The following is a 24,377-nucleotide window of genomic DNA, read 5'->3' as shown; positions in this document are numbered from 1 at the left end:
GCATGTTTTCCCTAAGTTTATAATAGATGTAGCAAGAAAACTCACGGGTCTTTAGCCCGTGAGATGAATTGCGGATGAAAATAATATAGTTTAATGATATATTTAATGTGGTATGTCGTATGGATAAACAATTGAAATTGGACACGGATAAGGTCATTGAAGAAATGATTTCCAAGAATGGAATGACTGGCATCGATGCTGCTATGATGAGAAAATCCAAGATGGGTGTATGTATGGTGGATGACAAGGGTAACATAACTAAAACGCAAAATAAGTAATATAAATTATATGGTGGATAGGATAATTGGCGTTCTCCAATCCACGAAATCAAAGAGTTTTTGATGGCTGGTAGTGGAATGAACGCCAAATTAGTCCGCTACTAGCCATTTCTGTATATGATAAACAAGGCATTCAAGATACGGTTGTACCCGACAGTAAGACAGGAGAAGTTCTTCAACAAGACCTTCGGCACTTGCCGTTTCATCTATAACCAGTTCATAGACTTGAAGAAGTCAATCTTTGAAGAGTCTCGTATATCATTTACGCCTAAGTTGGCCTCGTTCAAGGAGGAATGGCCTTGGATGAGGGAAGCCGACAGTCAGGGAATGGCTAATGCCTATATGGATGCCAAGGGTGCATACCAGAAGTTCTTTGATGGCAAATCACGTTACCCGAAGTTCAAGAAGAAATGTGATAAGCAGTCTTACCGCAATGCAATGATGCCTAAGACCATTGAAACATTGATTCGTGGTGTTAGGAATGACCGCATATTCATTCCGAAGGCCGGATTGGTCAAGTTCCGACAGGACTATGATTTCAAGTCATTGCCTATAGCCAAAGTATGCAGTTTGACGATATCCAAGTCCCCAACAGGCAAGTATTTCTGCTCCATCCTAGTGGAAATGGATGATGACCGGATGAAGCTGCCACCGAATGATAACGAGATAGGCTTTGATCTCGGTATCAAGGATTTCCTTATAGACAGCGATGGTTGCGTTATAGAAAATCCAAAGTATTTCCGAAAGAGTGAGCAAAAGTTGGCAAAGGAACAGCGTAAGCTGTCGCATTGTACCAAAGGCTCGCATAACTATCGGAAGCAGAAGCATCGTGTCGCTCTGGTACACGAAAAGATAAGAAACCAGAGAATTGATTTCCAGCACAAGGTCAGCAAGAGACTGATAGTAGAGAACCAATACATCTACTCCGAAGACCTGAAGCCGTCAAATATGTTGAAGAACCACAAGTTAGCCAAGGCTATTGCAGATGCGTCATTTGGACGGTTCTGCAATATGGTTGCTTACAAGGCATTCTGGTACGGTAGATACTACATCAAGGTAGGTTCGTTCTATCCTTCCAGCAAGCTATGCCACTGCTGTGGTTACAAGAACACCACGCTGACTCTAGCTGATAGAGAGTGGTCTTGCCCGAATTGTGGTACTTGGCTAGATAGAGACCAGAACGCAGCTCTCAACATACTGAACGAAGGAAATCGCATTCGTTTAAGTCGAAATACCTCACGGACTAAGGGAAGCGATGAATCGCTAAAGCCTGTTGACACTGGTGTGGTTGCATACCTTGAGCAGGAATCCTGTAATTCCACAGATGGGCACGGGGAAACCCACCCATCTTTAGTGGGTGGGTAGTTCATAATCAGCCATGCTAAAATATCTGGCACAATGTTATAAACTTGTGTAAACTACTGTGGCAGGGATATATGATATCGCTTTTCGAAAGTAATTTTGATGTAAGTAATAACTTTAACACATTTAAGCATGCCATTGATGCTGTCCTTGGCGATGTAAAGCAAGATCAGTCCACGCATACATCGTACAATCATTTGTCGAGTTTTAGTAATTTCTCAAAATTATTTGATTTGATTATTAAAGAAGCAGATGCACTACCTCCAGTAGATTCAGATACTATGATGACCAGTTTGTTTGGAAATGGTATCGACAATCGTGTTAAAAATTCACGCCAATATTTATTTTTAGCTGCGTTGATTATCCCATGTATCGCAAAATTTATCGATGCATGTGCGAAAAAGTTTGATATGCGCTTGGCCAGTATAGGAGATTCTAGTGCATCGGGCCCGGTTGAACCGCTAATCTATAAATATATCATTTCGACGGCCGACGCATCGAGATCTGAATTGGTAAAAGCGGCCCATGCTATGTCTGAAGCAGTGTATGAAACGCTTGAGATTCATACTCCTACGGCACCGGGTATGGAAGTTGCTGATGATTACGGCGCAACGCAGAATTCATGGGCCACACACATGAACGGTGTGACAAAAATTATTAAGACCGCCGAGTTTTTTATAACAAAGTTAGTGAATGCAGCTGAAAAAGCCGGTTTTACTGGTTGCAGCGAGTCTGATTATGATGCTGCCGTATGGGTTGCTGCCGGAAATATGCTGCGTGCCTATGTTAATGCGTCAGTTAGTTCGCAATCATCTGATTCATCTGAACTGTTGTATCGTGGTATAGAACGAATGTCTAAATCCGAACCGGGTAGTGAAACGATAGTGGTAAAGGATCCTAGCAAAGGTAATGATACCCAGCTCGGACTCATTACGGCTAAGACAAAATGTACCGCTGGTGAAGTGTTCAAGATGTTTGCTGCCAATAAAGGCGAATTGATTGCGTCGGACCTTCATAAAGACAATAAAAAATCAGACAGTAGTGCTAATATCGAATCAAAGGATATGCTGTATTTCCTTGGATATATTTTGCATGAGCTCAATATTCTGCCGTCATATAAGACTACTATGTTGGCCACCGACCTTGGTGCATCGATCGATGCTATTTTTGAAACATTGGCTTCCGATACAATTCAGGCTAATAACGTCCGTCTTGCCATCATTGACTTTATTGATTCAATTGATGATTATGATGATTTTTTGAATATCTTCCCGAGACCGGCTGGACATAACATTCAGGCCAATTCTTATGTGCCGCATATCTTGAATCGTATCAAGAAAGAATTTTTGTATGATATGAATGGTTCGGTAAGTGGTAAGCTTGGTGAAGCTGATATTACGATTTCTAATGTAAGTGGAAACCCGTGCTTGGGTTCTGAGGATACAACAAATCGAACAATTGACGCTAATCGTACGGGTCTTACTAATAATGGTGAAACATTTTCATCGTTGATTGCAAATAATGGAGAAGCATTTGTAATTACTAAGGGGTTTGAACAATCGGCTTCCGGTCAATTAGTAAGCAACACTCCGATTGCAGAAGTGAATTATGACGATGCAAATCGTGAATATATTGCCCCAGCGTTGGTAAAAACTGGCGTATCCGGTGAAAAGACGAAATCGTGGTATTTGATTCATGGATTGGTTCCATACACGACTTTGTCCGGGAATACTCTTGCTGATGTACAGGGTATGTCAGGCCTATCGGAACATTTGGGCCATGAGATCGCCGCTGCTGAACGACCGTCGTCATCCGAAATCAATTTACTGCAGCAAAGGAAGACTGAACGTTTAGGCAATGTCAATTTTCAGAATGATCTAAAACGTCTTCACATGGCGTCGGAAAAATACACTGACTCTGATTATGAACAAATGGCTGCTATTGCCGGAATGACGTACCCTGTTGGCCCAGATACGGGCGATAGCCGTAAAGACCGGTTTGAGTATGATTCTATGGCCAGACTTTCTGTCATCGATAATTACTGTAAACGTATTAACAATACATGCCAGTCTTTACGAGACGCATTACGTGAATTTGGTATTTTAAAAACATCTAGTATTGTTCGTGATGGCATTGACGCAAATATTCCTAATGTGAATCTTATGTTTAATGATAAGATTCCTGACGATCGAATCCGTGAATGCATTGCCAATATGAAAATGGCTATCGCCGGTCGTTTATTCCGTCAGGATAAAATTGTCGATAATACGCCTAAAATTCTGAAAGGCGTATCAAGGGCGGATTCGTTACTGAAATTGTTGAATTCAGTTGAAACATCTGAAATTGATGAAAAAACTGCTGGCCATGTGGTTGCAGCAGCCAATGCCGTTGTTGTTGCCGAACGTTTGATGCCAATGCAAATGCTGGTCCAGTCAGTAATGCGTGATAACGATTCTGCTGACGCCGGACGAGTTGAACAATCAATTAAGAATGTCTTTTCACGCATTAGTACTCTAGCTGGTTATCGACTGGATGGAACGTTAGGTAAACATATCAATGACGTGAAGGAATTGTTACCTGATATCAAACAGTATTTGGTGTATAGCTTGATCAATCCGGATGGAACTAAAACCGAATTGGCTAGAAATCAGGTTGATACTGCGAATAGTACATTAGACGCTACGCTGGTAAACATTGCATCTAATCTTAGTGAACGTGCTGAACGTATTATTTCCGCTGTCATAGATGAAACCGGTAATGTGTCTAATACATTGGTTAATATTCATCATGAAATTTTATCATCTGGCTTGACAATGGCTGATATCTCTCAGATTATCATGACCGCCAATACTATGGCAAGCGTTGATGTCGAAGATGGCAAGCCAATGCGAAGTGTATTCTCGGCTGTTGATTGTACCTGTTCTACATTACGTGCAGTCATTGAAAAAATTCGCCAGATGAGCCGTATTTACAATGCCGCTAGTTTGGAAGATGTTAATGACGCTATTGATCCGACTGAATATGCGGATAACTTTGACGTTAACCCAGACCCTGTTCGTGAGCTGAATTATACTGATAATACTAAATCGTACAATGCGAATGAATTTAAAACCGCACTTGCGCAAACTAAGCAAGAACTTGACGAACATACTGGAGTCGCTACTAAGTATGCAACCCAGATCGTGTCATTGTGTGATGATATATATTCAGCGAAACGTGATAAGATCGAGTATGGTCACATTATCAAGGGGTATGAAACTGCCTATGAAGAAGCGGTTGAAGACAACGATAATGGCACGGCAAGTGAAATCAAACGTGAAATCGAAACGTATAAAACCGGCTGGGCCGAACGTGAAGCATTATATAATGAATCCGTTGATAAATTGAATGCATTGGTGATGAATACTACTGATGTTGATCTTCATTTGATCGGTGACGTTGTTGCAAGCAGTCGTGTTTCTGGTGAAAGTTTAAAGCGAGCTTGTGCGGCTATCGATACTGCGTCGATGATTATTAAGAAGTTGAATCGTAATGGTAAAGTGTTACCGTTCACTATGTCTGATGACACTGCCGTTGCACAAATTATTTTAGTGATCGGAACCTTTATCTTCTCGAAATACAATATGTATGCGGATACTGTAAGGGACTTGGTGAGCTCATTGAAATCTATTAGGCGTATTATCGAAAAGAATAGTGGAAATCCAGTTTCGATATCAGCCGCTGATTATGCAATTGAAAAATTGGAGTCAGCTACAACGGATGAAACTTATTCGGATGATACTTATGGATGGGCTTCATCGGCTGTATCTGTATTGTCGTATTTAGGTGGAGTGTTGACACCCGATTCTAAGGAAACGTTAAGTCGATTTGTTAATAATGTCAACGGTATTCAGAAACATGGCGATTTTAACGACAGTGAAGATAATGCAATAGATGCCTTTGCCCGTGCCCGTTTCCGTGGCGTGAAAAAATATAGTAACGCTCCAACCGGTGCAGTGGCTAATGCCCATGAATCATATTACGATAATATGGTTACTGAAATGGAATCGAATCCGGAATTGGCTGATTTTGCATATTCTGTAGGTTTGATGATAGGAACCTTTGATCGTAGTATAACAGATGAACGTTATAATGCTAATACCCGTTTAGACCGTAGCGAAGCTTCTATTTATAAGAATATGGCTAGAAACGATATCCTATATGGTAATATGGCTGATAACGATTTACAGCGTGAAGCGATTAATGCGTTGATTGATGATGAACGTAATGGGGATTCTGATTACAATCAGTTAATGACGTTCCTTACTACTGTAATGAATGGACAGCCTGTTTATCCATACGTAAAGAATTATTCCAAGACTGATGGGTCGGATGCAACAAAGGGTGGGTCTAAGGAACGTGTCAAAAATGGACGTGTTTTTGAAATCCAGCAGAATGATGACGGACAGCAGACTATTGCTATGGCTGATGCTGCATCTGCCGGTGAACAAATGTCGTTGAATACGATCATGGGTTTCCTTGGCGGTGATAAATTGTCGCATGAAGTTAATGAACCGGCTGACATAACGAAAGATGATATCATTGCTGTTGTAAAGAGTCTTCGCCGTGTAGTTGGCCAAAAAGTTCTTTCTGCCGTGTATTCGACAAGTGATGTGACTGAAAATAGCCGTGAGACAACTGAAACTCGTGAAGTAGTTAATGATTCGATCAAGCGTTTGGTTGCTGATCTGGATACGCCTATATCATACATTGTGGCAGCTGGTACCCATGCCGGTCAAAAAGCAGCCGCTCATGTGATGATTGATAAAAATCGTGCCCGTATGATTCAGTATGCGTCTGACCATGGTAAAAATGACCAAAATTTCCATTCAGATATGGAACGTATGCTTGTGCAGATGAATAAGATTACTCCTACACGAACCGCTGACAGAGCTAATGCCATTGATTTGGAATGGGCGTATTCCGTGTGTAGTGTGTTGGCTTCTATTCCTGATGCCGTTTCATTAGACATGGCTGACCATTTTGCTAGTTTGTATTTCGGGTCATCTGATAATAGTGATGAGTTGCTGAGTACTAAAATCGGCCAGCAAATGTATGCTATATTTGAATCTTTGACTGAGTTGGACACTGAATCTGGTTTGCCACATGGATTCTTTGGAGATACAAAGTCTGACCAGTATAAAACAATTGTTGCTTTGCTGAGGGAATTGTACAGTAATGGTGATTCGGATTCTACGATGGGTCAACGTGCACAATTGTTGTACACCAAGTTTACCGAATCCTTTAGTAATGGTGGAAATTCGGTTGCGATTGGATCGATCAAGCCGTCTGAAGCAACTGTTAAGCGTATCGGACACATGCGTCTTGGCCCGACGGCATTCAATGCAATGACTGACGCCGGTTTTGAGAATGTCATGCGTGAGTTAGCTTCGGTTGGGTACATTAGGAATTCCGTGGGCAGTTCTGATTTTGTTGTTACTATGTTCAATGAATCGTACGATGAACGCACATTTAGAAACTTTGTGTCCGAAGCATTGAAACTTGCTGAATCGGCCGGTGATTTGAATGAACATGCGAACATTACGACGGTTATTCCTTACCTTAATATGGTTATTGTTGCATATGATACCGGCATCGATATAAATAAGCAGATTGCCGTCATGTCTGAACGTCCTGACGTTGACGATAGCAAGATTAAAAAGTTGATCGCTGCATTGATGGATAATGGCAAGATTCAGGCATATCCGAAATGCCAGATGGTATCTATAGATCCTTTTGGGGTTATTTATGGCAATTTAATGGTTGGCATCATTGCTCATGTGATTGCTGCTGTACCTAGTGATGATGTTGCAGTGCTTTCTGATGCAGTTGATCAATATATTACTGAGCTTGCTAGTAAGGGCGAGGTGAAGTTTGATGAACTGAAATTTAAGAACGACCATTATGACGTTAACGCTGATGACGGTGACGAGGATGATGACGAAGAAGAGGTTCCGACGCCGGTTAAGACTACCACCCCGACTAATGCCAAGAAAGCTAAATCTTCTGGCCGTGCGAATAAGGTGCGTAATCCGGTTGTTAGACCCGTATCTACAAATGATCCTGAATCAGCGCCGGAATCCGATGATTCGGATGAGTCTAGTGTAACTGTTGTTGATGATTCTGGTGAAGAGTATCAAATTGAAGTACATGCTGCTGGATCGGAACCACGTAATTCCGTTGTGGATACAGAGGATATTGATGACGTTTCCACTGTCGTTGGTAAGCAACCCGCAAAGCGTCAGAAGTCCATGAAATCATCGCAACCTAAACAAACTGAACCGAAACCCAAAAAAATAAACAAGACGGAAAAAGAACCCGTATATAATTCTGAATACGACGATTAAAACACAATGAAATAACCCCCTCAATGAGGGGGTTTCTTGTTGATAATCAATCATACATTATAATAGTCGTAGCAAGAAAACTCACTGATGCTGATTATATCCTTGCTGAAAATTTGAATGTATGGTCAATCTAGTTGACTAACGTATAAACTATCTATATGATGTCAAGCAATAGGATGATATTATGGCTCCAACATTGATGCATATGGCTTACGTTATGTGGTTAGAAAACCAAGCATACCAGCCCACTCCTTCCCCTACGCCCGTTCCACCCGGACCAGAACCGATTATTCTTCCGCCTAGGACATATAGGGCAAAGTATATGATTACCGAGGAAATGCTGGATGAACTTGAGATGTCATACGAGGACGCTGTTGAGACCCTTACCACGCCTAGTATTTTGGCGGAAATATATGAACTGGAAGAAAGTCAGGTGTCGGTATCTGTTGTTGAGAATAGCAAGCCTTCACTTGTGGTGGACGTGACTCTTGATACCGAGGACTGGTATAGGACATATACTGGAATAGAATATTCATTCCTTGCGTTTGCTGATACATCCAGTGTGGCGGATATGGAGAGTATGTTTCAAGGATGCACATTACTAACAAGCATTCCACAGCTTGATACATCCAATGTGACGAGTATGTATGGTATGTTTCGAGACTGCACATCTCTGACAAGCATTCCACAACTTGATACATCCAATGTGACGAGTATGACTCGTATGTTTTGGGGCTGCACATCTCTAACAAGTATTCCACAGCTTGATACATCCAATGTGACGGATATGGAAGACATGTTTTGGGGCTGCACATCTCTGACAAGCATTCCACAGCTTGATACATCCAATGTGACAACTATGTATGATATGTTTCGAGACTGCACATCTCTGACAAGCATTCCACAACTTGATACATCCAATGTGACGAATACTAGTTTTATGTTTTATAGATGCACATCTCTAACAAGCATTCCACGGCTTGATACATCCAATGTGACGAAAATGAATACTATGTTTCGAGGCTGCACATCTGTCGAGGCCGGAATGCTTGATTTCTACAATAATGCAGTAGTCGCTAGATCTTATAGTGACTGTTTCACTAATTGCGGCTACAATCCAGAAACAGGCGAGTATGCATCAGAGCAGGCCAAGATTGAACGTTCTCAAATCCCAGTATATTGGGGTGGAGATATGAAAAAATAACTGTAGGAGAAATCATCATGAATCAAGAAACGAAAGAGCGAGTAATAGCCAAGTTCAAGCAACGTATTGCTGAGATGAAACAGAAGCGTGAGGAACCGGACAGGAATCAATTGGATATGATTTCGGACCGACCCAATCTAGAGTAATCGGCTGTAAACAATATTTCATACAAACTGGCCCTATTCTGATGAATGAGTTTTGATGGTCTTATGACTACTTAACCTATTCAGAATGGACCAGATTTTTTAATATGGGCCAGCAGCTTGTTGCTGTATGGCTTTGCCACACAGCAGACTGCGGAAAGTTATGGTTCAGAGACTTGAGGTTGCACACCTTGAGCAGGAAGCCTGTAATGCCACAGATGGGCTCGGGGAAACCCACCCATCTTTAGTGGGTGGTAGTTCATTTTCTGTAATTGAAGTAATCGACTCCAGTGTATGCCTTGAATGCGTATAAGACAGCTTCACATGCTGCTGCCAACGCTGATGTCTGGGTGTCGTCCGTTGGTCGATTTTCCATGTCTGCAACAGTATCGACGCCTTCAGAATCATGGATAAGAGGTGTCAAATTTCCATCCTGTGACGCATTGAACATATCTTTGATTTTATCGACTACGGCCGATGTCGGATTTTCTGCCTTGAAATGTTCAAGGATTGCGTTGAAGTCGGACGGTTCGATCGATTCGCCACATGGTGCTGCGGCGACTGGGCCTGAACTGGTTGCTACCGCTGACGGTGCAAATCCAGCGGTAAGGCTTGCCCCGCCGGCAAATCCGCCGTTTCCTGATCCAGCGTCGGTTCCCATAGGGTGACTGTGGCCAACGGCGCTGTCGAAATTCCATTCCGGGAATCCCATACGTGGGTATTTGCCATTTTTTAGCTTGTTTTGGTGTTTTTTCTGGACGACCCCAGTTAGATCAACCCAGTTTTTCATATTTTGTGCTGCAGTGATTCCTTTTGAATTCTTAGCCATAAGTCACCCAATGTTCTTTTGATGTAGTTTATAATTTGTCGGCGAGAAAACTTACGGGTCTTTAGCCCGTGAGATGATAGCCGACTTGCCATATCTGAAATATTTTTCTACAATGTATAAACGTATAGGTAGAACAATGGATTACTGGCATTCTCTATTGTCCTATCGGAAACAAGAATTTTGTGGCCTGTTGGGGAATTGAATGCCAGTTTAGTCCTCAATGGGCCATTTTTGTATATGATAAACAAGGCATTCAAGATAAGGTTGTATCCAACTAAACGGCAGGAGAGGTTCTTCAATAGAACCTTCGGCACTTGCCGTTTCATATACAACCAGTTCATTGCCTTGAAGCAAGCTATATACGAGGAAACTCGGATGTCATTTACACCGAAGTTGGCGTCGTTCAAGGAGGAGTGGCCTTGGATGCGGGAAGCCGACAGCCAAGGTATGGCAAACGTCTATATGGATGCCAAGGAAGCCTATCAGAAATTCTTTGACAAGAAGGCTAACTACCCAAAGTTCAAGAAGAAGAGTGATAGACAATCTTATCGTAATGCGATGATGTCGAAAATCATAGGTAAGCTAATCCGAGGTGTACGAAACGATAGGATATTCATACCGAAGGCGGGATTGGTTAAGTTTAGGCAAGATTATGATTTCACGTCATTGCCCATAACCAAAGTATGCAGCCTGACGATATCCAAGTCAACTACGGGTAAGTATTTCTGTTCCATCCTAGTAGAAATGGATGATGAACGGCTGAAACTGCCTCCTAATCAAAATGAGGTTGGTTTCGACCTCGGCATCAAGGATTTCTTGATAGACAGCGATGGATGCGTCATTGACAATCCAAAATATTTCCGAAAGAGTGAGCAAAAGTTAGCAAAGGAACAGCGTAAGCTGTCACATTGCACCAAAGGCTCAAATAACTATCGGAAGCAGAAGCACCGTGTCGCTCTGGTACACGAGAAGATACGAAACCAGAGAATTGATTTCCAGCACAAGGTCAGCAAGCAGTTAGTTGTAGAGAACCAATACATCTACTCTGAAGACCTGAAGCCGTCAAATATGTTGAAGAACCATAAGTTAGCCAAGGCAATAGCCGATGCATCGTTCGGTAGGTTCTGTGATATGGTTGCCTACAAGTCCTACTGGCACGGTAGATACTATGTCAAGGTAGGTTCGTTCTATCCGTCCAGCAAGCTATGCCACTGCTGCGGTTACAAGAATACCACCCTGACTCTATCTGATAGAGAGTGGACTTGCCCGAATTGTGGCACTTGGCTAGATAGAGACCAGAACGCAGCTATCAACATACTGAATGAAGGGAATCGCATACGTTTAAGTGGAAATACCTCAGGGACTGAGGGAATGGATGGAACCATTAAGCCTGTTGACACTGGTGTGGTTGCACACCTTGAGCAGGAAGCTTGTAATGCCACAGATGGACACGGGGAAACCCACCCATCTTTAGTGGGAGGGTAGTTCATGAGTGTTTACGAGATTCTTGGGGTTAGCCCAACGGCTACCGATGCTGAAATAGCGAAACAGTACAAAATATTGGCTAAAAAATATCATCCTGACAAGAATAATGGGGATGATTCCATGATGGTTAAGCTGAATGAGGCTTATAAAATTATCAAGACGCCTGAGGATCGTAGGAAATATGACGAATCCAATGCGTTTGCAGCCGACTTTGATATGCTGGCATCAGTTTTTGGACGTCCGGAAGTTGCCAAAAACTTTGGCAAAAAACCTATAAAACCCAAAAACATGAAGCATGGGACGGATATTGACTTGACAGTCAATTTGCCGGTCGACATGTTTATGACTGGGGTGCCGGCAATGCCGATCACATTCACCCGCCATAGTGAATGCCTAGAATGTGCCGGTACTGGTGCCAAAATACATCATGTTTGCCCTCATTGTGGTGGCTATGGAATGATCCATTTTAAGGGCCGTAAGCGTAAATGCATCGGTTGTGACGGCACCGGATACAAGACGGAAGAAAAGTGCGATGTGTGTAATGGTTCTGGCAGTGTTACAAAGACGGTTGTCAAACCAATTAATTACATGCCGGGTGTATTGAAGCTGGACTTGCGTGGTGATGGCAATAATGGATCTAATGGTGGTGAAAATGGCAATCTCCATGTCAAGTTTAATGTCACGCCATGTGGTAAATGTTCGTATGACGCAACCGACAATGTGATCGATACGACTGTTGAAATGTACCCTGAAGATCTTGTACTGGGAACATGTGTTAAGGTTGACGCCGGTAATGGCCGAGAGTTCAATGTGGTCGTGGCGCCTGAAGATATAACGGGTGTTCCGTTCATCAAGAAGGTATCCGGGTTCTTGATTCGATTCAATGTTACCCTGAAAAAAACAGATTCGGATACTAATATGTTTACTGAAATCCGTAATAACAGGTTTAATGATATAATTTAAAGGAAAATGACATAGGGTTTGTCTATGAAGACTATTAAGACTAAGAAAATCAAGTTGGGTATTATTGACCGTTGGAATATTGAACGTAACGCATATCGATTGCCGTCTACGCTGGCCGTGCGCTTGGCATTTGACGCATTCATCGATAGTGTCCATGTTTCGAATGAAGAAGCTGAAAAGGCTGGATTGACGGTTGAAGATGGGGTCCCCACTGTTAAGAAGGATATTAAGATTGAATATGATACGGCTACCGTGTCTGGTGATATCCTTAATGCGATTGATGATTATATTGGCCGTCTTGAATCCGGCGCAACTGCCCCGGGTTCAACCCTCGGTTCCCTTCTGACCTCTGTTAACGAATCGCTTGGATTGCTTGTCAATGAATAATGTTTACCGTGGACTAACTACCGTCGTACCGACCATGAGTGTTTTCATGAGTGACTACGACGGCGCCGATATGATAGAGGATTTCAAGAAGTTGGTAGTGGACCTACGAACTGATGAATCTGAACATTACAAGCCTGTGCATGTATATGTCAATACGGGCGTTATCGGCGATATGAAGACTGAACGGTATACCATTTATGTCTATAATGGAATTCCGTTCATTCTGTCTACCAATGAACGTATTGCCGGAAGTGATGCTTATGATGCCGTCTTTGACGATCTTGGCGGTACTTTTATTGCAAGTGTCGCCATGAAGGATTGCTCTACGGCGTATTCGCTTGGATTTGTGCCTAAAAATGTGAATGTAGGTAAATTTGCCACCAAGTATATTCAGAAGAATCCTCTGATCGAGGATACTGACGTAAGTTCAAAGCTTTTTGGCATTGCCATCTCTAATGGTACTGTTAAATCTAGTGGTAATATGTTTGTCCCGGGAAAATATAGTTACGATGTATTTTCTGTAGATTCCACTATTTCCAAGTCGATTCGTACATATAAGGATTTTTCTGAAAATCCGATTGACGAGACTAAAGTCCCGACGAATATGAAGGAAGTTGTTTTGTATGGTGGATATCCGGAGATTATTCGTATAGGGATGCTGGTCACTGATTTAGGCTATGTCTATGACGTGTGGATCCCGAATGACTATGAATATTACGAACGGGCCAAGATGTATCTGGATGAACGATGGATTCCGACTGATATATTCGAGACTGAATCGGATGATATGGTTGAAAGCTATTCATTATTCTATAAGTATCTGAATGATCTTGAGGAATCGATTGCGAAAGCCGAAGATGATGAGTCTGACTATGATGACGCACCACCTAGTATGGAACTACCTGAATTACCATAGACCATAGCGAACCCACGGCCCACATGAAAGTGTGGGCTTTTTGTTTCAAATCCCGTCGAATCTTATAAACTACCTGTAACAATAGGGATTTGCTTATGGATACGTATACCGCTGCGACACTAGGAAATATTTGGGCCCAAATGTTGAACGCATTTTTGTATGGTTCTCAGATAAGTGGTGATGAATTCGCTGCAAAATATAATGAGCTTGCTGCTAGAGATAAAAGAGGCACGATGATTACTTTGGAAGATCGTGACCAGTTGATGCGGTTGCTGCATGTTTCCGAGAATGTCGTTGCGTCGGATGCCAATATCAGGGTGTTCGATAAATCGCTGGCTAAAGTGTCTATAGCTGAATTTATTGTTATGCTGGCTAGAGGATTTAAGGGTTCTGATGGTAAGCGAAGAAACGTTTTATACCCGGAATATTTTTATGCCCCAAACCAATATGAAGGCGAAAGTGCTGATTGGTATATGCTGTTGAAACTACTTGGCATATCTAAAGCTGACGCTAAGCGTATTCAATACATTATATGTAACCGTGAGCTGGTCCAGATTTTTCTGAATACCCGTCATCAGATGTTGACTGAACTGGATGCTTCGAAATTCCAAACTCTGTTTATTGAAACACTCAAGTCTGAGCTAGATGCTGATACATTGCTGAGATGCTCGCTGGAAGTGCTGGAGCAATCGTTGCCTGTATATCAGTATACCAGCGAGAAATATGGTGGATTCGTTACCAGTAAAGCGGCTGATGTATCTATGCAGTCAATGACATCCAATAAGGCGCTTATGACTAGCGGTAACACAATTCGCTTGATTGATAATGTGTATAACTATGACCCTACATTGGCTATGTTTGGACTAATCGATTATGTCAAATGCCATGTTGGGGTTGTTGTTGATGATGGCGAAGAATATGAAGAGGTTATTCCTGATGCACATGCATTGGTTGGATCCATCACGGTTGGTGACTTAGATGATCATACCAACGATATGTTTAATAGTCTTGTGGCTGGATATGGAGAATATGCTGACGCAAATATGAATCGTTTACCCAAGGAAAAGTAAGGTGATTGTATGAAAGACGAGGAAATTATAAAACAACTGTCCACCGGTGATGTATTGAAGTACATTAACTATGACCTGATGACCTTGCTTAATATCTGGGCGGATCGAGCTAAGCAAAATTATAACAATGGTGGTGAAGTTCCCGAGATTAACTCAACTATGGTCATGAATTGGCTGGAACCGCTTATTGATATTGATAAGTATGCTAACACTACAGGATTGAGTGGCGATGCGTTGAACACTCAAGTGGATAATAATGAACGTGAATTGCAAAAAATATATGGTAACCGTAATGTAGCAAGCGCTTTAGCAGCGTATTTTAATAATGTTATCGATACGGGTAACCTATATTGGAATAAATCTGGCAAAGAGAATAGCGGCTTGTCTGTCAATGCCGCCAATGGTAGTTTACGTTCTTTGGCTAAAAGTATTGGCATGCAGATAGTTACTGGTAAAGACCGTATGAATAAAAATGTGTCTTTGGCGAATAAGGGGTTTAACAACCAGTTAGGACGTCAGATTAATCTTACGCTGCGTGATGCCATTGATTCATACGTTGATAATAGTGATTCGGGGACTGTTACGGACGCTATCACTGCGTTGATAAACGGATATGATTTCCAAAAAATGACAACGTGTGCCAAGGTATATGGATCGCTTAAATTACCGTCTAGTACAGAATTGACTGATGCTAACGCAAAGTTTTCTTTACGTATTTTTGGCTCGTCCGCATTTTTTAATGGGATAAGACGAGGTGGTGCTATACCCGGTTTTTTTGCTGTTTTACAAAAATTTGCTAAGCCGGTTAACGTAGATGGGCAAATTGTTGATTTGAGCGCTGACGCTGAAACTCTATATGCTCAATTTAGACAAGGCACGACATGGTCTGAGGGACGTATTGGGCGCCGCCATAGGAATGTTAGCGAATTTAATATGGCGTATCCATATTCAAAGGCTTTTGTTCTGCAGTTAACTGAACTTGACCATGTTATTGATAAAGTTGACGCAGAAGGTAATCCAATCAAAGATGAAAAGGGAAACACAGCTACTGAGGTCGTTCATAATATTTTCGCCGATCAATTTGTTGCTGTTGACTTGACTGATATTGATGCAACTAATCGTATCGGGGATTCGTCTGATGATTCTGATGACGGTGGTCGCAATAATGCTGAAGAGGGATCTGTTAGTCAGGGACACTCCGATTTAGTGGATATGCGTGTGTCTGATGCAGAACGTTCGGATTCTGTAATGGTTAAGCGCTGTATGAGCGCAATTAAGCGCAGTTATAGGGCTTATTCCAAGATTATGGGGTGGATGCGTCTCGTAAGTGATGCCAACAATGCTGTTGAACATTCCATGCCTATGGATGCGTTGACATTCCCTGAAATTGATTCTACATCTGAAGCGTCAGTTATTTTCACGTCGCTAACCAGTTATTCTACAATTATTCGTGATATTATTGAAGTGTTTTTGACTACTGATCAGACACCTATTGCATATGATATGATTGAAGGAATGTATGGTAGGGTCCCGTATATGGCAATTTCAACGCCCGGTACAAAGGAAAATTCTAAGCATGACGCTGCTGAACACATATACGCCCATGCTCTAATTGATGATATTCGTGCGAGAATCATTCGTGTTGTGAATGGCGAATTGTATCCATCATTGTTTTCACAGTTGGAAGCTGCCGGATATGATACGGATCAATTCATGAGTGCGGAAAAGGTTGTTGACGCATTGTATTCTATGGCGTCTAGCATTGATTCTATCTATAATAATTACGTTAGCGTGTATGATAATAATAGGAACCAAATCCGGACAGTCAATGATGTCGTATCTCATCGTCGAGGTGTAAGTAATTCATCCGATATTGTGATGAACGTTAAAAATCTCTTATCGGAAATGGTAATTCAGCTTGATCCGTTGGCAAAAACTATTTGCTCTATGGTCGCTCAGAATCTTGAAATGCCCGAATCGTTGGTTGTGGATACATTCCGTTTGATTACGAACTCAAATGCCGGTCTTGATGAAGCTAAGCGAGTTATGACTATGCTGCAAGATAATGATTTTGATATGATGCCGTATTATGATTATCTTGTACAAAATGACGAATCATTTGCATTGCATTTATTTGATGATGTGCTATTTGGTAGGAAAGATGCTGTTGACCATGTTAGTGCTGTTAATGCGGCAACTAAAGGTGAATTCTTTAGTTCAGCCGATAAGGTGAACTTAATTCGTGACATGTGGTTTAATAATTTTGCCGCTATGGTTAACCGCTTAGTTGGTGATGTTGATGCCATTGATGCTATTTTTAAAAAATATTGTGTTATGTCGGATGATGACATGAAACAGAAAGTTTCAGAGTATCGTAGCCAAAACCCCAAGGCTACGCCTGATGAATTGGCTGCATATCAAACTCAATTGGCGGAACCATTATCACTGCTTCGACAAATGCGTACTAGCGTAGATGCTAGATACGAAGTGTATCAACGTATTCAATCGAATAACGGGGTGCCGTACGATGATAAGGCTGCGTGTTTTAAAAATAGTGTTTGCTTGTCATTGATTCGTGATTTTTTGGCGTTTTTCGATGAAGCATCTGGATCTAATTACGGTGTTATATATCGATTTGCCAAGCTTAATTTGCGTGATACCTATGATTCGATAATCGGTAATTCTAAGCATGTGATTGTTCGTGGATCGACTACTATGCTGAATGTTATTAGCGATACCCGTAATGATTTTGATGCATGGGCGAAAACTGCAATAGAATCTCTGATTGATGGGATATCTCTTGATGATATCGTTCTTGCTGTCAGCGAGATTGAACAAGACGATGTGCCCAAAGGTATTGGTATTATTCTTGATGTCGTCCCTGAACTATCGAAACTTGGTCGCATTGTCACTCATGTAAATAAACTGGTTGATTATGCGTCTCAGATGAGTAGGGCGTTCGGTGATTTTAAACGTAAGTCATTTTCAAGTCTTGATCGTGATTTAGATGAACACACTGAACAGGATACTAAGTCCAAGACGACTGAGCGTACATCATTGAAAAAGGTTCAGTCCGAGGAAGACCGAATTGAGGGTTCGTTATATGATTAATTTTATTGACGTAAATGCTAGTATGACCGTTAATCCGGGATCACTGTCGTATTCGATTACTTTACCCGATAATATTCTGGATGATGTATACCGAGCAAGGTTGTTCTTGAATTATGAGGATTCCGCACAGGCGTACACAACCACCGCCCATTATGGGTTGATGGAAACATCTGGTGTGGCAGAGTATGACGACTGGGATTCGGCACTTAGACCGCCTCGTATTGATTCTGACCACGGCGAAAATTTTAACACAGAAATACGATATCCTCTTGTAGCCGGTGTGAATACATTTGTGCTACACGGAATCGATAGGCATTATCGTGAATGCGAATCGATAACAGTTAGCGGCGCTTCTATGTTGCCTAGTGTGAGTACAAAAAATCCACGAAATTTGATCATCGAACGTCAAATTAGTGATATCGAAATCCGTTCAGTTACATCAACCGGAACATCAGTGACTGTAATTACGGCGGAACCGCATGGGTTTGAAACTGGTGACGCTATTACCATTACTGGATTGCCTGTGGCTGGTTCGTCGACGTCTACGTTGACAACTACGAATCATATTCTTGGCGAGAATGGTGGTAGGTTCATGGGCACATTTTTGATTAAGCGAATAAACCCAACCAGCTTTTCGTATCAGACAAAGCATTATAACCCAAACACGCCTGATGTTAGCTATAATAAAATCGGCCGTGCCGAAAAGTGGGAACTTGTATCCTATTATAATGTGGAGACGTTGCATATTGACCCTGATTCGGGAACTGCAACGATTTCATCAGCATCATTACAGGCTGAAGAGGGAGACTTTTTCACATTTGATTATGATGGGGCCACCGCTAATGAACGAGGGATCTTTACCAACATTAAAGTTGATTCTGTCGATTCATCATCTGAACCCAATACATATACATTTTTATGTACTGGGGCTACCCGTAAGTTAGATGTTCAGGCTCGTGTTTACAATACCCCTGTATTGCCATCTAAATCGATACCGGTAAATTTCCCTACTATTGAAACATCTGCAGGTGGCCATAAAATTGTACTGGATAATGCGTCCGAATATGCCCATACAATAAATACGTTGAAAGCTGAACCTATAGTTGATACGTATGTCGTTGAGGGTGGAATACCGGAATTCAGTTCTAATCCGACATTGATCTCGTCACGAGGTAACATGAATACGATTGTTGCTATGAAGTTTGCTGTCGGACACCTGAATACTCTAGAGGGTGTTGGAACTTTAGGAATGTATGTGTCTGGGATGAATTATAGTTCAGGTGATATTGTTGTGTATCAAATGTCGTCTAGTGAATGGGATACTGGGATGACGTATGGCGAACTGTCTAAATATGTGACCAACATTCCAGTGGCATCTATGGTTGTTAACAATGGCCGAATGGACGGGTATAACAATTATATTGAATTGGAATTGAATGCGGATATAGTCAAGAAATGGCTTAATAATACGTATCAGTATCCGGCGGCGATTGCTGTCATGATCAAGAATAAAGGTAATCCGTCAATCACGTTTAATTCTACCGAAAATGTTCAGTTCCACCCGTATTTGCTTATTACGTCTGGTGAAAAGGCTATTATGAAGCCTGAAACGTTTAACATATCGATCGGTACGTCGTCTGCGATTGGGGGCGAAACGATCCGATTGCTGGTGAGTGATTATAGCGGGTCATTTGGCAATTACGTGTTTAATAATGAAGTGTATTTTGATGGGGTCAAGGGTGTGATTGTATCGGGTAATTCAAACTACATTGACGTGGTGGTCCCGGATACAGTTACGGGAAACGTTTCCATCGTGGTCAAGAGTGTTTTACCTAACGGTACCCTAATTGACTTGACGAAACCGTACAACCTATACATTAAAAATGACGCATATTACCGTAATACTATTCTGGCAGATAAGATTAGGCCGGGTGTAAACGAGGATAAACGAGTCAGTGTATCTGCGACGTATAATCGTGATCTCGGCTTCAACAATTTTGCTGAAATCACTGATGAAACTAGTCTTATCCAAAACTTGTATTCATGCCTCTTAACTAATAAGGGGGAACGACTGTTCAATTATCGATTTGGTTCGACTATTGAACGCCGTATATTTACGATTGCCACACTTGATGATACTGATGAAATTATCAAGGAATGTATGCAGGTTGTAGCGAAGTATGAACCCCGTGTAACGATCGATCCTGACCTGAGCTCGGTATCGTTTGACGAGGGCATGAATACGATTAAAGTTAAGCTATGCATTTTGTTGCCGACGCATCGTCATGAATACATTTATCTAACTTTCAAAGATAGGGGCCAATAATGATACTGCAGCATGTCGGGAATAAGCAGCTTGTTTATGTAAAGGACTACAAGACTGACTACATGGATGTTGCAAAAGAATTCGGTATGCTGGATAATGCCGGCCATCCGTTGTCGCATGTTGTTATTGAATCTGATACTTACAAGAATGATAATGGCATTGCTATGCCGGCGTATAGGCTAAATGGTCGAACTGTTGATTTGTATGTGGTTAATGACTCGATCGTTGCGAAATCGACTGGTGTCAGGGATATTGCGGAAGCACTGAATTATTTTCCGTCAGGTTCTAGACTGCCTGAGTGTGGGTTTACATTTGTGTCGCCGTTCAGGTATGAAAGCATCTATCTTATGATGGATAGTAATAAGCAGGCCATTTCGTTTAATGCGGAGGCCCATAAGGATATTCGTGGAATTTTTGATATCATGACACATCTGGATTTGAATAATGGTAAATTGTTCGAACCTGTTATTGCTCGATATTATGAATTGAATACGCATATGCCTAAAAATTTGCCATTAGTCGGGTACATCAATTTGGAAGAATACCTGAAAGTTCTTCGTGATGACCGCAGAAACCTGTTTTTGCATAATAAAAATGGCAAATATAGCGTTTTAGTCAAAAGTAATGGCCATCCACCTCGATTTTCAGTTACGATGATACAACAAAACTGCGCTGTTTTGTCCGTACAGGGGTGGCCTGAAGTGTTAAATTCTAACAAAGTCAATAGTTTTGATCCTTTTATAGTGTTTTGTAGGCGTCCTTTTGAATTGGGTGATGCAAAATTGCCTTGGTCTAAGGTGTATTTTGCGAATTCGACTATTTTTATGCATCCGGTGATGTCAAAAAATGATGTTTGGACGTCATTAAAGGGTGGAAAAGACTTGCTTACACCGTAAACTTGTGAAAATTTGACATAAAAAAATGTTCTTACTACATTTTTTGATGTAAAAAACGTAAGTGAGGACTAATATGGCAACAAAGAAAAGTATTGCTGATGATGATTTTTCATTCTTGAATGGTATCAAGGTGAATGACCGTTATGCGGATAAGCGTATGCGTCATCCGGATTTCGGATTTGTGGATTCTGGTTCATATGCCCTGAATGGGTTGCTGTGTGGTGATATTTTCGGCGGGTTCCCCCGTAACCGCTTTATCATGGTAGCAGGTCAGCAGGGTAGTGGTAAATCTTATATCGGAAAAAACAATTACTGCTATAACCTGCTTCAGGAAGGATATTACATCTTCTATTATGATACTGAAGGTGAAACTACTGAAGAAGATTTGGAAACTCAGAACGGTTTTATCCCGGGTCATTATCGACTTATTAAGGAACCGACTACCGTTGAACAGTTCTTTATTTCGGTCAATGGCATTATCGATGCACTTGAAGAAGACCGTGGCGATAGTATTGAAATTAAGCGTAAGGTGGCATTCATCCTTGACTCTCAGGGTCAGTTATCCACGGAAAAGGCCATCAATGACGCAACTAAGGGTGAAATCAAGCAGGACATGACCAAGGCTAAGCAGTTGGCCGGTATGTATCGATCTATTACCAACCGTTGCGCAAATTTAGGTATCCCGATGTTCATTACGAACCATGTTTACATGGATCCGGGTGCAATGTTCGGTAATCCTGAAAAGATTGCTGGTGGTGAAGGTGCTAAGTTTAGTGCTTCCATTATTTTGAACCTGTTCAAGACCTTCGAAAAGGCTTCTGAAAAGGATAGTAAGGAAGTTCTCGGTGTTGTTCTTCATGCTACTGTAACTAAGAGTCGTCTTGTCAAGCAAGGTCTGCGTGCGCCGATTTATCTAGACTATAAATATGGTCTTGACCGTTACTACGGTTTGCATCAGATCGCTATGGATGCCGGCTTGATCGAAGAATTTAAGGCGTCTAAGTACCCTGATTTGACCGTGCCGCTTGAAAAGGATGGCACAAAGACTAGGAAGAAGTGCTATGTGATTAAGGACCCGAATAAGGATCCATCACAGTGGCTGGTCTGCAAGTTGAGCCAGTTACGTGGCAAGAACACCATCGGTACCATTCTGGAACCTATCAATGAGTATGTTAAGGCTACGTATAAGTATCGTCCGCCTTGCCTCCGTGTTGATGAAGAAATCGAATTCGATGAAGACGAATTGGCTGCTGCTGAACAGAAGGCTCGTGCCGCAATGGACGCCGAGGTTGCCAAGACTGCTGAAATGCTCCGTAGTCTTGAGGTCGATGAAAATGAAGAAAACTAATTTGTTCCTTACCTGACGTTCAACCGGGGCTGCGCTAAACAGCCCCGGTTTGTTCTAATTTGGATTTTGTGTGTTGAATTTCTAAACTTGTCACGTACTTATGTGAAATTAAAGGAAGTGATATATGGCTGTGTATGACTTGACCCGTGAGGACTGGGTGCTTAGAACATACTTTACTGATGCCACAATTTCGGTGAAAATGGCTAAATTGATGGAAATTGGCCTATACAAGGATGAAACTAATAAGACCATCGTTCGTCTGATTCGTGGGTTTGTTCGAAAATATGGCAGGCAGCCGTCCGGTCAGGAATTACTGTTGGGTGTTGAAAAGCATGGTCTTGGTGAAGAAGTTCGTAATAAAATTCTTACAATTTGTAATTCAGAAATACCGCCTGTCACACAGTCATACTGTGTGTCGTTGATCGAAAACTTTTATCAAGAGGCATCGCTATCAATGCTTATTCGTGAGCAAGCGATTGCCATGAATGAAAATCGCCTTGAAGACGTTAAAAACATCATCCCGATGTTCAAGGAACGAATCAATTTTAGTCTTCACATGAATTTAGGTCTTGACTTGGTTGATGACATTGAAGAGGCTCAACGTAGGTTGCGTGAAACTGTCAATGCGATCCCGTCAGGTGTTGCTGAGGTTAACCATTATACGACTCCGGTTGAAGGCGACGATAGTAAGGGTGGATATCCTCGCCAAGCTCTTACTCTATATGTGGGACAGCCGAACGTAGGTAAGTCACTTATTTTATGTAGTGAGGCCGGCCATGCCGTTCGTTTAGGCTATAATGTGCTGTATATTACGCTTGAATTGTCTGAAGCATACGTGTGGCGCCGAATTACGGCTAATGTTACCGGTGTCAAGCAGGGAGACGTCTGCAATTTAACGCCTGACGAATGCCGCCAGATGATGTATGATTCGAAGAATCCTGACGCTGAACATTTCGGTACATTGAAAATCAAGCACATGAGGACGACGACTACGACCAATGATATCGAGGCGTTGGTTGATTCGTTTACGGCAACTACAGGTAAGAAAATTGATTTACTTGTTATCGACTATATTGGCATCATGAAGCCAAATAAGTCTGGTGCGATTTCGGAACAAAGTCAGTATTTGGATGGACAGGCTAAGGCCGAACAGATCCGTGAGTTATGCATTGAACGTAATATAGCTGGGTTGTCGGCTATCCAGTTTAATCGTACCGGTTATTCTAATATTGACGCCGGTCTGGAATCAGTCAGTGGTTCTTCCGCTTATTCTGAAACCGGTGACTTGATCATAACCATTACGAAGGACCCTGTATTGGCGTCACTCGGTATGTATGCGCACTGGATCAAGAAGAATCGAATGGGCCCCAATGAAATTCCATTCAAAACCCGTTGTGATTTTAGTACAATGCGTTGGTTTACGGCCACTGAAGATGAATTGCATGCCGAAGAGGCTGCCCGAATCGAATTCGAAACGGTACAGGCGTCAATATCTCCGCAGCCGGTGAATAGGCCTAATGGTGCGCCACCACGTCGTCGTGAACGAATCCAGAACCAGACTACGGTGCCGCAGAAGACTATTGATGAAGTCGTTGGGTCCGCAGGTACTCCGGCCGATGGTATAGGAAACTACGTGTAGAATGATCTAATTTCTAACATAGCTTTTAGTAATG

15 protein-coding genes are annotated in these 24,377 nt (G+C 41.9%); 14 read left to right on the top strand and 1 reads right to left on the bottom strand.

Features of this window, described 5'->3' with window-relative positions; all coding sequences use genetic code 11:
- Positions 1-119: 119 nt before the first annotated feature.
- The 4 genes from MJZ25_03930 (at position 120) to MJZ25_03915 (ending at position 9,230) form a co-directional block, all read left to right on the top strand.
- Complete coding sequence (locus MJZ25_03930) at positions 120-278, top strand: hypothetical protein (protein MCQ2123313.1); 159 nt, start codon at positions 120-122, stop codon at positions 276-278.
- A 117-nt stretch (positions 279-395) separates the two neighbouring features.
- Entirely contained in the window at positions 396-1,643 is a 1,248-nt protein-coding gene (locus MJZ25_03925; GenBank protein MCQ2123312.1) for a transposase, read from the top strand.
- Between the two features lie 71 nt (positions 1,644-1,714).
- Positions 1,715-8,026 carry a hypothetical protein gene (locus MJZ25_03920; GenBank protein MCQ2123311.1) on the top strand — a complete coding sequence of 2,104 codons (6,312 nt, stop codon included), beginning with the start codon at positions 1,715-1,717 and terminating at the stop codon, positions 8,024-8,026.
- 184 nt (positions 8,027-8,210) lie between these two features.
- Entirely contained in the window at positions 8,211-9,230 is a 1,020-nt protein-coding gene (locus MJZ25_03915; GenBank protein MCQ2123310.1) for a DUF285 domain-containing protein, read from the top strand.
- A gap of 402 nt (positions 9,231-9,632) precedes the next feature.
- Here MJZ25_03915 and MJZ25_03910 read toward each other — a convergent pair whose 3' ends face one another.
- Positions 9,633-10,085 (bottom strand): hypothetical protein, encoded by a 453-nt coding sequence (locus MJZ25_03910; protein MCQ2123309.1) that lies wholly within the window; start codon positions 10,083-10,085, stop codon positions 9,633-9,635.
- Between the two features lie 354 nt (positions 10,086-10,439).
- Between MJZ25_03910 and MJZ25_03905 the strand changes: the two genes are divergently transcribed.
- From MJZ25_03905 to MJZ25_03860, 10 genes are all read left to right on the top strand, one after another.
- The gene (locus MJZ25_03905; GenBank protein ID MCQ2123308.1) at positions 10,440-11,687 is read left to right on the top strand and encodes a transposase; all 1,248 of its coding nucleotides are present in this window, start codon (positions 10,440-10,442) and stop codon (positions 11,685-11,687) included.
- Positions 11,688-11,690: 3 nt separating this feature from the next.
- Positions 11,691-12,650, top strand: a complete 960-nt coding sequence (locus tag MJZ25_03900; GenBank protein ID MCQ2123307.1) for a DnaJ domain-containing protein — start codon at positions 11,691-11,693, stop codon at positions 12,648-12,650.
- A gap of 24 nt (positions 12,651-12,674) precedes the next feature.
- Positions 12,675-13,037, top strand: a complete 363-nt coding sequence (locus MJZ25_03895; protein MCQ2123306.1) for a hypothetical protein — start codon at positions 12,675-12,677, stop codon at positions 13,035-13,037.
- A gap of 46 nt (positions 13,038-13,083) precedes the next feature.
- Positions 13,084-13,953, top strand: coding sequence for a hypothetical protein (locus MJZ25_03890; protein ID MCQ2123305.1), 870 nt, complete (start codon positions 13,084-13,086; stop codon positions 13,951-13,953).
- Between the two features lie 95 nt (positions 13,954-14,048).
- The gene (locus MJZ25_03885) at positions 14,049-15,023 is read left to right on the top strand and encodes a hypothetical protein (protein ID MCQ2123304.1); all 975 of its coding nucleotides are present in this window, start codon (positions 14,049-14,051) and stop codon (positions 15,021-15,023) included.
- Positions 15,024-15,032: 9 nt separating this feature from the next.
- A complete protein-coding gene (locus tag MJZ25_03880; GenBank protein ID MCQ2123303.1) occupies positions 15,033-18,134 on the top strand; it encodes a hypothetical protein in 3,102 nt (1,033 codons plus the stop codon).
- Complete coding sequence (locus MJZ25_03875; protein ID MCQ2123302.1) at positions 18,127-20,460, top strand: hypothetical protein; 2,334 nt, start codon at positions 18,127-18,129, stop codon at positions 20,458-20,460. The genes MJZ25_03880 and MJZ25_03875 overlap by 8 nt, the downstream gene beginning before the upstream one ends.
- Positions 20,460-21,356 carry a hypothetical protein gene (locus MJZ25_03870; GenBank protein ID MCQ2123301.1) on the top strand — a complete coding sequence of 299 codons (897 nt, stop codon included), beginning with the start codon at positions 20,460-20,462 and terminating at the stop codon, positions 21,354-21,356. The genes MJZ25_03875 and MJZ25_03870 overlap by 1 nt, the downstream gene beginning before the upstream one ends.
- 73 nt (positions 21,357-21,429) lie before the next feature.
- Positions 21,430-22,704 carry a hypothetical protein gene (locus MJZ25_03865; protein MCQ2123300.1) on the top strand — a complete coding sequence of 425 codons (1,275 nt, stop codon included), beginning with the start codon at positions 21,430-21,432 and terminating at the stop codon, positions 22,702-22,704.
- 124 nt (positions 22,705-22,828) lie between these two features.
- Positions 22,829-24,343 carry an AAA family ATPase gene (locus MJZ25_03860; protein ID MCQ2123299.1) on the top strand — a complete coding sequence of 505 codons (1,515 nt, stop codon included), beginning with the start codon at positions 22,829-22,831 and terminating at the stop codon, positions 24,341-24,343.
- Positions 24,344-24,377: the final 34 nt, after the last annotated feature.

The sequence above is a fragment of the Fibrobacter sp. genome, from assembly GCA_024399065.1.
Classification (GTDB): Bacteria; Fibrobacterota; Fibrobacteria; order Fibrobacterales; family Fibrobacteraceae; genus Fibrobacter.
The sequence above is the reverse complement of the archived record's forward strand: the minus strand, read 5'-3'. Positions and strand labels throughout refer to the sequence as shown.